Source organism: Brevibacillus sedimenti (assembly GCF_020923495.1).
Taxonomy (GTDB): domain Bacteria; phylum Bacillota; class Bacilli; order Brevibacillales; family Brevibacillaceae; genus Brevibacillus; species Brevibacillus aydinogluensis.
The window spans coordinates 361760-375429 of record NZ_CP064048.1; the positions used below are offsets into that span (position 1 = coordinate 361760).

The window sequence follows — 13670 nt, forward strand, 5'->3', positions numbered from 1 at the left end:
ACAACGCAAAGGAGATGGAGAGCATGAAACAGGAAAAAGCCGTCGTCGTCTTCAGCGGCGGCCAGGACAGCACGACCTGCCTGTACTGGGCGCGCAAGCAGTTTGGCGACGTGGCCGCGATTACGTTTGACTATCAGCAACGGCACAATCTGGAGATCGAATGCGCCCGGCAAATCGCCGAGGAATTGGGTGTAGAACACACGGTATTGGACATGAGCTTGCTTAATCAGCTGGCACCCAACGCGCTGACCCGAACCGACATTCCGATCGCCCAGGAAGACGGCCAGCTTCCCTCCACATTCGTGGACGGCCGCAATCTGCTGTTCTTGTCGTTTGCCGCCGTCTTTGCGAAACAGCGGGGGGCCCGCCATCTGGTCACCGGCGTGTGCGAAACGGACTTCAGCGGGTATCCCGACTGCCGCGACGCGTTTATCAAGTCGCTGAACGTCACGCTCAACCTGGCGATGGATTATCCGTTCGTCATCCACACGCCGCTCATGTGGCTGAACAAGGCGGAGACCTGGAAACTGGCCGACGAATTGGGCGCGTTTGACTATATCCGCGAAAAAACACTCACTTGCTACAACGGCATCAAGGGAGACGGCTGCGGCGAATGCCCCGCCTGCAAGTTGCGGAAAGCCGGCCTGGAGGCCTACCTGCGGGAACGCGGGGAGGTGAAGGCCTGATGAGCGGCTTTTTTGACTTCCGCATTGTCGACCGGCTGCAAACGCTGGGCAAAGAGATTCAAAAAGAACAGCTTCGCTATCACCGCAAGCGGGTGCTGGTCAGCAAGGAGTTTACCTTTGACGCCGCTCACCACCTGCACGCCTACGAAGGAAAGTGCAAAAACCTGCACGGCCACACCTACAAGGTGGTCTTCGGCATCAGCGGCTATCCGAATGAGATCGGCATCGTCATTGATTTCGGCGACATCAAGGAGATCTGGAAGCGGCACATCGAAGTGTACCTGGACCACCGCTACCTGAACGAGATGCTTCCGCCGATGAACACCACGGCGGAAAACATGGTGGTCTGGCTGTTCGAGCAGATGGAGGCGCAGCTGAGCTCGGAAGCGTACCGCGACCGATATGACGGTGCCCGCGTGGAATTTGTCCGCCTGTACGAGACGCCGACCAGCTACGCCGAAGTGAGACGGGAGTGGATGTACGAGTGAACACCATTCCGGTGCTGGAAATCTTCGGCCCCACCATTCAGGGAGAAGGCATGGTGATCGGCCAGAAAACGATGTTTGTGCGCACCGCCGGCTGCGACTACCGCTGCCGCTGGTGCGACTCCGCCTTTACCTGGGACGGCTCGGCCGCAGGCGAAATCCGGCAGATGACGCCCGAGGAAATCTGGGGAGAGCTGCGCCGCATCGGGCAGGACCGCTTTGGCCACGTCACCATCTCGGGCGGCAATCCGGCGCTGATTGCCAACGTCGGGCAGCTCGTCCGGCTGCTGCGGGAGCAAAACATCCGGACGGCGGTCGAGACGCAGGGCAGCCGGTGGCAGGATTGGCTGCTGCAGGTTGACGACGTGACGATCTCGCCCAAACCGCCCAGTTCCGGGATGACCACCGACTTCACCGCGCTGGATGCGATGGTGCACGCGCTGTCCGGCCGAGCCGGCGATGTGCGCACCAGTCTGAAGGTGGTCGTGTTTGACGAAGCCGATTTTGACTACGCCCGCCAGGTGCATCTGCGGTATCCGCGCGTTCCCTTTTATCTGCAGGCAGGGAACGACGACGAGGCGCAGGCCGATCTCGCCGGTCTGCGGGAGCGCTTGCTGGCGGCCTACGAATGGCTGATCGAGCGGACGATGACCGCAGCCGACATGAACGACGTCAAAGTGCTGCCCCAGCTTCACGCGCTGGTGTGGGGCAACAAGCGGGGCGTCTGACAAATGGCGCGTTTTTCAAACGAAACGGGGGAATATTGCATGGATAACCATCAGGAACGAGATCTTTCTTCGCTCACGCTGCTGGGCAACAAGCAGACGAAATACAGCTACACCTACGATCCCGATGTGCTGGAGACGTTTGACAACAAGCATCCGTACCGCGACTACTTTGTCAAATTCAACTGTCCGGAGTTCACCAGCCTGTGTCCGATTACCGGACAGCCCGACTTTGCCACCATCTACATCAGCTACATCCCGGACAAGAAAATGGTGGAGAGCAAGTCGCTGAAGCTGTACCTGTTCAGTTTCCGCAACCACGGCGACTTCCACGAGGATTGTGTCAACATCATCATGAACGACCTGATCAAGCTGATGGACCCGAAATACATCGAGGTGTGGGGCAAGTTCACCCCGCGTGGCGGGATCTCCATCGATCCGTACTGCAACTACGGCAGACCGGGCACCAAGTACGAGAAGATGGCGGAGTACCGCCTGATGAACCACGACATGTACCCGGAGAAGGTGGACAACCGCTGACAGAACGGACAGGTGAAGCCGCGGCGCATACACCGCCACCGGCCCACCTCAAAAAAATGCCAGACGAGCCGATCGTCTGGCATTTTGCCTGTAAAAAACGTCCTGAAAAGAATGGGCGTGTTGCCATCCGGAGACACAATGAGACGCGGGCCGCCGCTTCGTCTCCCGCTAGCGTGCCGCCTGGGCCGCTTTCAGCAGCAGCGGCGCCTGTTTATTGTACTGGCGGACAAGCTGTTCGAGGTGCCGTTTTACCTCAGCCTGCGGAAGCGGAAGCGGCAGTTGGTCATACTCCCGGCCGTTCACCACGATGAGGGATCGCAGCATTTGTTGCTGCGCTTCGCTGAGCGTGGCGAAGGACAGCGGTTTCGGCTTGACGGCCGCCGCCTGTGTCCGCAGCAGCTCCTGAAAAAAGGACTGCAGGTATTCGGTGTAGTAGCTGTCTATCGACTGCTCAACACCTTTTATCCATCTCTCCCGCACCAGCCCCCGTTTTTCCGCCCAGTCCCGCAACTGCTGCTGGGTCAGAGACTGGCTCGTCTTTCCATTCACGACGTAATACATCAGCGCGAAGAAGTCGTCATCCGACAGGACAGCGCGGCGGGGATCGTCCTTGATGATCCCTTTGGCGATCAGCGCTTGCAGGACTTCGCGCTTCCCGGAATTGACCGGCAAGTTAAAGTAGAGCGCCAGGTTGGCGAAAAACACGCGCTCGCTGTTGTCCGCCTCCGGCCATCGGTACGGTTTGCCGAAGTCCGCCAGCTCAAGCGGATTGTTTCGCAACAGCTCCCTGTAGGCTGCAAACGCCTGCGGCGTCAGCGGACGATACGAGACCGCAGGCTTTTTCGTGAATAGCGCCGTGCGGAACACCTCCTGTCCGCTGCTGTTCAGGTAGCCAAAATGGCCCCCTGCGGTAAATACGAACGGCGGTGCCTGGTCGGGTGACAGGCCGAACTGGCTGAATACCTTGTCTGCCGGCTTTACGCTTTCGTATTTCGGCGGTGTCAACACGCGGAGGTCTGTCCCCAACAGGCCGTACAAACCGGTGCGCTGGTCCTGGTAGGCGACGAACCGCTGCCCGCCGACGGTTTTGATCACTTCCAGCGAGCGGTATCCGCCGTTTGTCAGCCGGTTTCCGTCTGCCGCGTAGACATCCCAACCGCCATTACCCTGAACGAAGACTAGTCCGCTATTGCTATCGACACGATAGCCGCTGATCCCCTCCAACCTGCGGGCGGCCCCGTCTCCCCCTGCGAACCACAGATCGCGTCTGCCGTCCTTCTGTACAAACACGAACAGCGCGCGCTCGTTTACCTGCCAGGCGGTAAAGCTGTGATAGCGAAAGTCGCTTTCCACCTGCAGGGAGTCGTTTGCGATCTTTACCAGCGCCAGTTCGCCCGTGTCGTTTTTTGTCCCGGCCGTGTAGATGGCTTCGCCAATGTCGATCAACATGATCGGCCGCTCGATGCTTTTATACCGAGCCGCGATCTTCACGTCTGTCGTCAGCATATTGCCATCGGGCGTGTACAGGTCTGCGGCATCACCGTCAACAGCGACCACGAGCTCGTGATCAGTGTACACGGACTGGTATGGCTTGCTGATTGGCTGCCTGGTCTCCTTTTCGATAATGACCACGTCCCCTTCCTTGTTGACAGACGCGGACAACGTGTCCGTAAGTGGGTAGATGGTCGGCTCGTTCGCATCCTGGGATGAGCCGTCCGATCGATAGATCCGCTGCTTGCCGTCTGGTCCGGTGACGGTGGCCGTTCCCGCGTACGAATCGTAGCTGATCAGCGTGTGTTCCGCAGGCGGCACGAGCAGACCCGCCTTCTGCGAATACAGCCCCACCTTTGTCCCGTCCTGCACGCTCACCATATTGTAATCGCCGATCGTGGTCACGGCGTCAAACCAGGCGTCCGGCTCCTGTACGGGCCTGCCCCACTCGCCCCGCAGGATGCCTTTCTTGCCGTCGGAGCGGACCAAAAGCCGTATCCCCGACACCCGTTCCACGCGCGGGTAGACAAACGGCACAACCGTTTCACCCCGGACGTTTTTGACGCCGTACAACCCGGTGGACGGGTCCTGTCCCAACACATAACCGCCGTGCAGGTACTCCGACTGCTTGAGCGCAAAGGAGGTTCCCCCGGCCGTCGAATGGTACGTGATGCCTCCCCCAGACACGGTGTAATAGGCGTCCGGCACATCACGCAGGACACCGACATCAGTAAAGCTGGGGGGAGCCAGCATGCCGTCTTTCCACAGGCCGACGCCCTCCTCAGCTTCCACGCGGAAGAAGCCGTTTTCCAGTGGAACCAGCGCCTTGTACTTGGGCTCCAGGAGGTATCGCCCGTTCAGGTCGACCAATCCCTGCTTGCCGCCGGATGCGATCCGGATGTACGCCGGTTTCAACCCGTTGTTCGGAACCAGCGAGGCGCGGGGCAGAGAAAACAAGGGCTTGAGGGTAACCGGATCGTACACGGTCAGTTTTTGGGCAGTGGTCGCCACCAGATAACGGACGCTTTCGTCTTCATCATCCGTTCCCCGTACCGCCACGTCCACCATTTCGATTTTCCCCTGGAACGGCGGCAGCAGCACCTTGCCGGACGGGTCCAGCAGCATGGAGGTGCTGCCGCCCATCGCAATCACCGTGGGGTATGTCCGGGACAGAAAATATGTGTGGGCGCCGGCAAATTTGCTTGGGGAAAGGGCCCGTTTCGGCAGATCAATGTAATGAAACCAGCCGCCTTTGCGGACGACGGCGATGTTTTTCCCGTCGGGGATGTCGGCATCATCCCAGACAGACGGCGTAATCTCCTTGCCGGTGCGACCGTCGAGAATCCCTTTTTTGCCGCCTTTGGTCACGACATAATAATCTCCCCGCTTGGCAGCATCGTCGAAAACCGCGTTGGTGACCAGCGAGCTGCCGTCGGTGAAGCCGATTTTGTAATCGGTTATATACGGATGAACAGTGCCCTGGCCGGCAGCCTGCCCGGTCGGCATCATCGCGCTCCATACCAGCGCGACGGACGTGACCAGGGCTGCGATTCGTTTGTTCACGTTGGGTCTCCCTTCTGTTTTGGCTGTCAATTGTAAGACGTTTCCGGACCAAAATGGTTGCGTTTCCGGTTTTCCGTATTCGCTCTGCTGCGCTCCGCTTATGACGACGGCAGGCAGTTTCGGCACATCGGTCTGCCTTCACATGCTGATAAGCAGCGACACGAGAATGGGGGTGCCAAAAGCGATACAGGACCGCGCCCGCCGGGGACTGCTCCCGGGACGGACCGGTCCTGCTTTTTGTGCCGATACATCACGTCGGCTCTCGCCTTGTCACACGGATGACGCGAACTGCTTGTCAAACCATTTGATCAGCGCCTGGGTGCCGCTGTCTTCCTCACCCTGCGCGGCCAGTTCCTCGTACAGCGATTTGGAGAGCTCCAACCCGGGGGTCATCAGCCCCATCTCCTTGGCCGCTTCCAGCGCGATGGTCATGTCTTTGATGAAATGCTTCACGTAAAAGCCGGGCGCGAAGTTGCCGGCGATCATCCGCGGCGCCAGGTTGCTGAGCGACCAGCTTCCCGCCGCTCCCGCCTCGATGCTCTGCAGCACGCGGGTGGGGTCCAGTCCGGCTCGTTTCGCGTACGCGATCGCTTCGCAGACGCCGATCATGTTGGTGGCGATGGCGATCTGGTTGCACATCTTGGTGTGCTGGCCGGCGCCGGGGCCGCCCTGCCGAATCACGTTGGTGCCCATCACCCGCAGGATCGGCTCCACCGCCGCATAGGCGTCCTCATCGCCACCCACCATGATCGTCAGACGCGCTTCCCGAGCTCCCACGTCACCGCCGGAGACCGGTGCGTCCAAGGCAAAGAGCCCGCGCTTTTTCGCCTCTTCGTAAATCGTTCGGGCGAGCGACGGCTTGGACGTGGTCATGTCAATCAGGTAGGCGCCAGGCTTGGCATGATGCACGATACCATCCGCCTCCAGATAAATCTCTTCCACGTCTTTCGGATAGCCGACCATGGTGATGATCACCTGCGCCGCTTTAGCCAGGTCGGACACCCGGTCCATCCACGTCGCTCCCTGGGCGATCAACTCCTCCGCCTTTGCTTTGGTCCGGTTGTACACGAGTACGCGGTACCCCGCCTTTATCAAATGGGACGCCATGCTTTTCCCCATCACGCCGGTGCCGACAAATCCGATCACCACATCTTTGTTCTGTACTGTCATCGTTTCCGCTCCCTTCCGCTGATGGCTTGTTTCACACAGAGGGAACTTCTCCTGCCGCCGTCCAAAATCCTGCACGCCAGCGCCAACAGCGTGGCAATGCCATAATTGCCGGAATCAGCGCGTGGTTGACTACGGATTATACTGAATATTTCGAATACACATGCGCCGGGTCGCACGGCTGCCTCGCTTCCTGCCTGATTTTCGGCACTACGGCCGGCCTCCACAATGCTGTCACATCCGCAAGTGTCCTTTGTCCGCTTCCGGGCCCAGCCGGATGCCGTAGCTTTTGATCTTCCGGTACAGCGTGTTGCGGCCGATGTGCAGCAGCCGGGCAGCCTGGGAGATGTTACCCCCGGTCGCCAGCAGCGCCTCCTCGATCGCTTTTTGTTCGTGACAGCGCAGCGAAGTCGGCGCATCATCCCGCATGGCGGGCTCGTCTATGATCACGTGCTCCGGCCTGATGACTGCTCCCTCCGCCAGAAACGACGCTTGCTGAAGCACGGCCAACAGCTCCCGGATATTGCCGGGCCAGGAGTGCCTGCACAGCTTGTCCAGCGCTTCCGGGGACAGCTCTGCCGGCGTGTCTGCATGCTTGCGCAGAAGGTGTCCGGCCAATTGTCGAAGATCACTGCGCTCTCGCAGCGCGGGCAAATGCAGAATAATGCCTTTTAGCCGGTAGTACAGATCAGCCCGAAAACGGCCCGCCTGCACCTCAGCCGGCAGGTTCCGGTGCGTGGCGGCGATGACGCGGACGTCCACCCGTCTGGCCACGGCACTGCCCACGGGCGTGACCGTTTTTTCCTGCAGCACCCGGAGCAGCGCAGCCTGTGCACGGAGGGACATGTCTCCGATCTCGTCGAGAAAGATCGTTCCCCCGTTGGCCGCGACAAACTTGCCCGGACTCCCTTCTTTTTGCGCGCCGGTAAACGCTCCTTTCTCGTATCCGAACAGTTCGCTCTCGATCAGGGTGTCAGGAATGGCACTGCAGTTGACCGCCACAAACGGCCCCCGTCCGCTGGCCGCATGGATCGCCTGGGCGAACAGCTCCTTCCCGGTCCCGCTCTCCCCGGTGATCAGGACGGCCAGCGAGCTCCCTGCCGCTTTTCGGGCCAGCTCCTTGGCCCGGAGGATGGCCGGACACTCTCCGTAGATGTCGGCAAAGGTATACGGGCCCCGCTCCTGCCGGGATGCCTTTTCCCTGGAATGGCTTGTCCCGATCGCAACAGAGCGGTAGACTCGCTGTGTCTCGTCCTTGATCGGGATCACCTGGAAGTGGGATTTGGGCGAAAAGGTTTGACCGAGGCAATCTTCTCCCAGGAGGCGGAGGGCAGCCCGGTTGGCGCCGGTCACGCGCCGGTCGGCGTCCAGCGTCAGCAGCGGCAGCGGATGGTGGTCAGACACTGCTTCCAGCTGCCGCAGCGTAATCAGCTGCTCCTTTTCCATCTCTTCGATCATGAAGCGGTTTTGCAGCAGTTCGGCGGCAAGCGGCGCAAAAGTCGCAATCACCGGGTGGAACCGGTCGTGCAGACCGCTGATGTTGATGACCCCGAGAAAGTCCCCGTTTTTGCCGTACAAGGGGGCCGAAGCGCAGGTGAGGAAGCGGTTTTCCACAAAATAATGCTCGCTTCCCCTTACGAACGCCGGCTTTTTCTCCTCGATCGCCACTCCGATGGCGTTCGTTCCTTTTCTCGATTCGTGCCAGTTGGCGCCCACCTGAAGCTGCACCTGAGCGGCGCGGTTGGCAAATTCAGCATCGCCGCTGGCATACAGGATCGTCCCCTCCCGGTCGGTCAAAAAGACCACGCAGCCAAACTGCCGGATGACCGGATACAGCTTGGAAAAGACCGTTTCGGCATGGCTGACCAGAGAGCGGTGCCGGTCGATCAGTTCCTTGATCAGCGTGCCGGTAATAATCTGGTCATCCGCCTTGTCATCCGGTTTGAGCCCGCGTTCATGAGAGCGCTTCCACGACAAGGCAACATCAGGCGGGAAGTCTGACAGAGACACCTGATCGAACATCAATAGGCCTCCTTTCCGATCATTACGTACTTCTATGGTACCATAATCGTCCGAATTTTATAAATGTTCCGTTTTGGAGCACCGCTGTTCCATTATGGCACAGGCAGCCGGAGCAATGTTCCACATTTCGCCTGAAAACGACGCAGATTACGGAGTTGGCATCTTCCTTGCACATGGATAGAGGCAGCTGCCATCAACAAATTCATCAACATTTTTCATGAGGAGGGGTATTCCATGATCTATGCGCAACCCGGACAGGACGGCGCGAAGGTGACGTTCAAGAAACGCTACGAAAACTACATTGGCGGTCAGTGGGTCCCGCCTGTAAAAGGGGAGTATTTTGAAAACGTTTCCCCCGTCAACGGCGCGGTCTTTTGCGAAGTGCCCCGCTCCACCGCCGAAGACATCGAACTGGCGCTGGATGCCGCCCATGCCGCCAAAGCCGCGTGGGGCCGGACGTCTACAGCGGAGCGCGCCCGCGTGCTCAACCAAATCGCCGACCGGATGGAAGCCAACCTGGAGATGCTGGCGGTGGCGGAGACCTGGGACAACGGCAAGCCCATCCGCGAGACCCTGGCTGCCGACTTGCCGCTGGCGATCGACCATTTCCGCTACTTCGCCGGCTGCATCCGCGCCCAGGAGGGAACGCTGGCGGAGATCGACGCCAATACCGTTGCCTACCATTTCCACGAGCCGCTCGGCGTCGTCGGCCAGATCATTCCGTGGAACTTCCCGCTGCTGATGGCCGCCTGGAAGCTGGCTCCGGCGCTGGCCGCAGGCAACTGCGTCGTCATCAAGCCCGCTGAACAGACGCCCGCCTCCATCCTGGTCCTTCTGGAGTTGATCGGCGATCTGTTGCCCCCGGGCGTGCTGAACGTCGTCAACGGCTTCGGACTGGAAGCCGGGAAGCCGCTCGCATCCAGCAGCCGCATCGCCAAGATCGCCTTCACCGGAGAGACGACGACGGGCCGCCTGATCATGCAGTACGCATCCCAGAACATCATCCCCGTCACGCTGGAGCTGGGTGGCAAGTCGCCCAACATCTTCTTCCCCGACGTGTTTGCCAAGGACGACGCGTTTTTGAACAAGGCGATCGAAGGATTCGTGCTGTTTGCGCTCAACCAGGGGGAAGTGTGCACATGCCCGTCCCGCGCCCTGATCCACGAATCGATCTACGAGCCGTTCATGGAAAGAGCGCTGGCCCGTGTCAAGGCGATCAAGCAGGGCAATCCGCTGGACACGGAGACGATGATCGGCGCGCAGGCCTCTACCGAACAGATGGAAAAAATCCTCTCCTACATCGACATCGGCAAGCAGGAAGGCGCGGAACTGCTGACCGGCGGTGAACGGCAGTTGCTCGGCGGCGGTCTGGAAAACGGCTACTACATCCAGCCGACCGTCTTCAAGGGGCACAACAAGATGCGCATTTTCCAAGAGGAAATCTTCGGTCCGGTGGTGGCTGTGACCACGTTTGCCAGCGAAGAAGAGGCGCTGTCCATCGCCAATGACACGCTGTACGGCCTCGGTGCCGGTGTCTGGACGCGGGACATCAGCACAGCCTTCCGCATGGGCCGGGGCATTCAGGCCGGTCGCGTCTGGACCAACTGCTACCACGCTTACCCCGCCCACGCCGCGTTCGGCGGGTACAAGCAGTCCGGCATCGGACGGGAAACGCACAAGATGATGCTGGAGCACTACCAGCAGACGAAAAACCTGTTGGTCAGCTACAGCCCCGACGCACTGGGCTTCTTTTGAGAAGACCATGGCCAACGTGCAGAAGGTGCTGGCTACCGACGCCGCGCTGGCGCTGATCGAACGGCTAAAAGCCAAGTACGGCCCGCTGATGTTTCATCAATCGGGCGGCTGCTGCGACGGCAGTTCGCCGATGTGCTACCCGGCAGGAGAGTTTCTCATTGGCGACAGTGACGTGCTGTTGGGTGAAATCGGCGGATGTCCCTTCTACATGAGCCGGGCCCAGTACGAATACTGGAAGCACACACGGCTCGTGATCGACGTCGTCGAAGGCCGCGGCGGCATGTTTTCCCTGGAAGGGCCGGAAGGAGTGCGCTTTCTCACCCGCTCCAGCCTGTTTACCCCGGAAGAGTATCAACAGCTTCAAGACGAATGGAACCGCTGAATACGCAGCCCGGATCGCCGTGATCCGGGCTGTTCGCCATCCTCCGGGAGCAGGAGCGCCCCCGGGCAGAAAAAAAGCCGATGTTCCAAATGAACATCGGCTGCTTTCCTCACTACTCGATCTTGCCCAGGAAGGTCGTCTTGTCCTTCTCGTATTTGTAAATGAACACATCGGCAAATACGTTGTCCCCTTTGTCGTCAAACGAAACTTTGACGAACTGCCCCTGAAAATCCTTTGTGTTGTGGACCGCCTCCAGCACCTGCTCGCGGGTCGGCTTTTTCCCGCCGTTGGCCTTGATCGCCTGCTTGATGCCGTTGAGGATCACATTCATGGAGTCAAAGGCGTAGACGGAGTAGGTTTCTGGCTTTTTCCCCATCGCCTTTTCGTACTCCTCCGCCCATTTTCGCCCCTCTTCCGTCTGCTTCACGTCCCCTGCCAGCGAGGTGAACACCACCCCTTCAGCCGCCTCCGGTCCCGCGATCTTGATCAGATCGGGGGAGTCGATGCCGTCGCCGCCCATAAAGATCCCCTTGAAGCCTTTTTCCCGCGCCTGCTTGACGAGGATTCCGGCCTCCGGATAAATGCCGCCAAAATAGATCATGTCAGGGTTTTTCGCCACCACCTGGTTAATCACAAAGTTGTAGTCCTTCTCCCCCTGATTGACACCTTCATAGCCCAACACCTGCACGCCGTCCTTTTCAAACTGGGCCTTCACCTGGTCGACGAGCCCCTGCCCGTACGCCGTTTTGTCGTGCAGCAGGAAGACGGATTTGACGCCGAGCGTTTCCTTGGCGTATTTGGCGCCTTTGGGCCCCTGCGCGTCGTCGCGGGCACAGATCCGGTGTACGGTCTTTTTGCCTTCCTCCGTCAGCTGCACGCCGCTGTTGGCGGGTGAGACCATCACCAGGCTGCCCGTCTCGTACTTCACGGAGGCGGGGATGGCTACACCGGTGTTGAAATGGCCGACCACGCCGAGCACATCCGGGTTGGAGACCAGCATCTCCGCATTGGTCACGCCAATTTTCGGATCGGCCTGGTCGTCCTGCGGATACAACTGCAGGTCAAATCCCATCTGCTTGAACTCGTCCTGCTGCAAGCGCAGGGCGTACTCCGCCCCTGTCTTGATCGAGTCGCCGACTGCTGACTGAGAGCCGGACAGGGGGCTTTGCGTCGCAATCAAAATCCTGTTGGCGGACGACCCGCTCCCCGCGCCAGCCGCCTCCCCGGCTTGTCCAGTTTGACCGGCTTGTCCGGACGGTGAGCTTTGCGGGCTGCAGCCGGCGATGGAAACGGCAGCGAGAAGCAGCGGGATGAGGATGGACGCGCGCTTTTTACGTCTCATGATGTGTACCCCCTCGGTTAATATGTCTAATAATTCTATGAATTTAAATATATGAGAAAATATAGACTTCATGTTCTGACAACCTGTCCAATCATTTGTGCAAAAAATCTGACAAAACATCTCTTGAAATGAACATTCGTATTGGGGTACATGCGCATCTGGCGGTCAGCGCCTGGTCCGCTCGTTTCCCGTCGGGTTGGGCAAAATCGCCACCGCCACGCCGCGCGCCGACTTTACCATCATCAACAAAGTCCCGTACCCAAACTCCTACCCGGGCGGCCCGCTCAGCGTGTTCGGCACCTACTGGCTGGGGCTGAGCAAGCCTCATTACGGCATCCACGGCACCAACAACCCGGCCTCGATCGGCAAGTACGTCTCCCGCGCCTGCATCCGCATGCACAACCGGGACGTGGAGTACCTGGCCAAACGGGTGCCGATCGGAACGCCGGTGAAAATCCGCCCGTAGCCGGACGCCGGACAGACAAAAGGCACAGCTTCCTGTTTGGATGCTGTGCCTCAGCGTGTAGACAAAGTCCGTCGCGCATGGGTGATCGGGCCCGCTCGCTCTCTTGACGACCAGCAAAGAAGGTGGCAGTGTCCGCTTCAAAACGCGCGGGCAGGGAAATCTGGCCGTTTCACTGGATGTCATCGATAAAAATCTTCACCTGTTCCGAGCGGCTCTCATACAATTTGTCCTTGTAAGATTTCCATGCCGTTTGAAAGGACTCAGGGTCTCCAGAGGCATTTGGCAGTACCCCGTCTTGGACGAGTTTATTCAGCAAATGTTCGATGCTGAGCTGGCTTTTGTACGCTTCCGGAGCATGCTTCTCCCAGTATTCATCTTCACGCAGACCGGTCAGGGCTATGACCTGCTGCTGAAACGCTTTTGCTTTTTCATCGGCTGTACTTTCCAGAATGTGTCTCATCTCGTCGGAATACGCTCTGGCCTGCTCCAGACTGACCGCTACCCCTTGCTTTTCAGCCTCCAGCAGCAGCAACTTTTCGATGATCAAATCTTTTAACAACTCACTGTCGGACAATTCATCTTTACGGTTATTGAGTTGTTGATTGGCCCGCATGTACGCCTTGTAGGTCTGAAACTCCCCGCTCGTGATGCCGATATGTTCAACCTGGGCAATGTATCTGTCTTTTGTGGCTTGGATCTCCTTCAGCTCTGCGCTGAGTGAACGAAATATGTCAGATTTCTCTTCCGTTGCGAAAGAATAAAACACCCATGCAGAGCATGCCAGAACCACTGCGGACAGAGAAATCACCAGCTTTTTCATCGGCTTTTCCCCCCCCCACTAATTACTCCCATATATTGTAACGCCTTTGTGTTAGCAAATGTTTCCTAATCTTCGAGGTTTTCTTGCAGCAAAGGCAATATCGCCGCAATCCCATAAAAAAAGCAGATCACCTTGAAGCCTGGCAGCTTGGTGATCTGCTCATTTTTGCAGTTGCGCCTCCCCATAGCAGGGAACGGGAACGTCTGTTGTACAGGGCCAAAAGCGC

12 protein-coding genes are annotated in these 13670 nt (G+C 58.9%); 7 read left to right on the plus strand and 5 right to left on the minus strand.

Going from position 1 to position 13670, the window contains the following annotated elements:
* The first annotated feature begins 14 nt into the window (after window positions 1-14).
* The 4 genes from queC to queF are packed head-to-tail and all read left to right on the plus strand — an operon-like array spanning window position 15 to window position 2436.
* Window positions 15-686 carry a 7-cyano-7-deazaguanine synthase QueC gene (queC, locus tag IRT44_RS01770; protein WP_268255203.1) on the plus strand — a complete coding sequence of 224 codons (672 nt, stop codon included), beginning with the start codon at window positions 15-17 and terminating at the stop codon, window positions 684-686.
* Window positions 686-1174, plus strand: a complete 489-nt coding sequence (queD, locus tag IRT44_RS01775; RefSeq protein WP_212132108.1) for a 6-carboxytetrahydropterin synthase QueD — start codon at window positions 686-688, stop codon at window positions 1172-1174. Before queC ends, queD begins: the two co-directional genes overlap by 1 nt.
* On the plus strand, window positions 1171-1899 hold the full coding sequence (gene queE / locus IRT44_RS01780) for a 7-carboxy-7-deazaguanine synthase QueE (protein ID WP_212132109.1): 729 nt from the start codon (window positions 1171-1173) through the stop codon (window positions 1897-1899). Before queD ends, queE begins: the two co-directional genes overlap by 4 nt.
* 39 nt (window positions 1900-1938) lie before the next feature.
* Entirely contained in the window at window positions 1939-2436 is a 498-nt protein-coding gene (gene queF, locus IRT44_RS01785; RefSeq protein ID WP_171565881.1) for a preQ(1) synthase, read from the plus strand.
* 168 nt (window positions 2437-2604) lie between these two features.
* Here the strand turns inward: queF and IRT44_RS01790 are convergent, their stop codons facing one another.
* The 3 genes from IRT44_RS01790 to IRT44_RS01800 all read right to left on the minus strand — a co-directional run bounded on the left by IRT44_RS01790 (window position 2605) and on the right by IRT44_RS01800 (window position 8679).
* Window positions 2605-5490 carry a WG repeat-containing protein gene (locus IRT44_RS01790; protein ID WP_212132110.1) on the minus strand — a complete coding sequence of 962 codons (2886 nt, stop codon included), beginning with the start codon at window positions 5488-5490 and terminating at the stop codon, window positions 2605-2607.
* Between the two features lie 270 nt (window positions 5491-5760).
* Window positions 5761-6699 carry an NAD(P)-dependent oxidoreductase gene (locus tag IRT44_RS01795; RefSeq protein ID WP_268255219.1) on the minus strand — a complete coding sequence of 313 codons (939 nt, stop codon included), beginning with the start codon at window positions 6697-6699 and terminating at the stop codon, window positions 5761-5763.
* 192 nt (window positions 6700-6891) lie between these two features.
* Window positions 6892-8679 (minus strand): sigma-54-dependent Fis family transcriptional regulator, encoded by a 1788-nt coding sequence (locus tag IRT44_RS01800; RefSeq protein ID WP_212132112.1) that lies wholly within the window; start codon window positions 8677-8679, stop codon window positions 6892-6894.
* A 234-nt stretch (window positions 8680-8913) separates the two neighbouring features.
* On the opposite strand from IRT44_RS01800, the gene adh reads away from it, so the two are divergent.
* Both adh and IRT44_RS01810 read left to right on the plus strand, forming a co-directional pair.
* Window positions 8914-10434 (plus strand): aldehyde dehydrogenase, encoded by a 1521-nt coding sequence (gene adh / locus IRT44_RS01805; RefSeq protein ID WP_212132113.1) that lies wholly within the window; start codon window positions 8914-8916, stop codon window positions 10432-10434.
* A gap of 7 nt (window positions 10435-10441) precedes the next feature.
* Window positions 10442-10816: a DUF779 domain-containing protein gene (locus IRT44_RS01810; protein WP_171565876.1), complete on the plus strand. Its 375-nt coding sequence runs from the start codon at window positions 10442-10444 to the stop codon at window positions 10814-10816.
* Window positions 10817-10928: 112 nt separating this feature from the next.
* On the opposite strand, the gene IRT44_RS01815 is transcribed toward IRT44_RS01810, so the two are convergent.
* A complete protein-coding gene (locus tag IRT44_RS01815) occupies window positions 10929-12158 on the minus strand; it encodes a branched-chain amino acid ABC transporter substrate-binding protein (RefSeq protein ID WP_171567489.1) in 1230 nt (409 codons plus the stop codon).
* Window positions 12159-12330: 172 nt separating this feature from the next.
* Between IRT44_RS01815 and IRT44_RS01820 the strand changes: the two genes are divergently transcribed.
* Window positions 12331-12624, plus strand: a complete 294-nt coding sequence (locus IRT44_RS01820) for a L,D-transpeptidase (RefSeq protein ID WP_230077841.1) — start codon at window positions 12331-12333, stop codon at window positions 12622-12624.
* 169 nt (window positions 12625-12793) lie between these two features.
* Here IRT44_RS01820 and IRT44_RS01825 read toward each other — a convergent pair whose 3' ends face one another.
* Complete coding sequence (locus tag IRT44_RS01825) at window positions 12794-13444, minus strand: hypothetical protein (protein WP_230077345.1); 651 nt, start codon at window positions 13442-13444, stop codon at window positions 12794-12796.
* Window positions 13445-13670 lie beyond the last annotated feature (226 nt).

Coding starts and splice junctions, on each gene's coding strand:
- queC (WP_268255203.1), top strand. CDS start 15: ATGGAGAGCATGAAACAGGAAAAAGCCGTCGTCGTCTTCAGCGGCGGC.
- queD (WP_212132108.1), top strand. CDS start 686: ATGAGCGGCTTTTTTGACTTCCGCATTGTCGACCGGCTGCAAACGCTG.
- queF (WP_171565881.1), top strand. CDS start 1,939: ATGGATAACCATCAGGAACGAGATCTTTCTTCGCTCACGCTGCTGGGC.
- IRT44_RS01800 (WP_212132112.1), bottom strand. CDS start 8,679: ATGTTCGATCAGGTGTCTCTGTCAGACTTCCCGCCTGATGTTGCCTTG.
- adh (WP_212132113.1), top strand. CDS start 8,914: ATGATCTATGCGCAACCCGGACAGGACGGCGCGAAGGTGACGTTCAAG.
- IRT44_RS01810 (WP_171565876.1), top strand. CDS start 10,442: ATGGCCAACGTGCAGAAGGTGCTGGCTACCGACGCCGCGCTGGCGCTG.
- IRT44_RS01815 (WP_171567489.1), bottom strand. CDS start 12,158: ATGAGACGTAAAAAGCGCGCGTCCATCCTCATCCCGCTGCTTCTCGCT.
- IRT44_RS01825 (WP_230077345.1), bottom strand. CDS start 13,444: ATGAAAAAGCTGGTGATTTCTCTGTCCGCAGTGGTTCTGGCATGCTCT.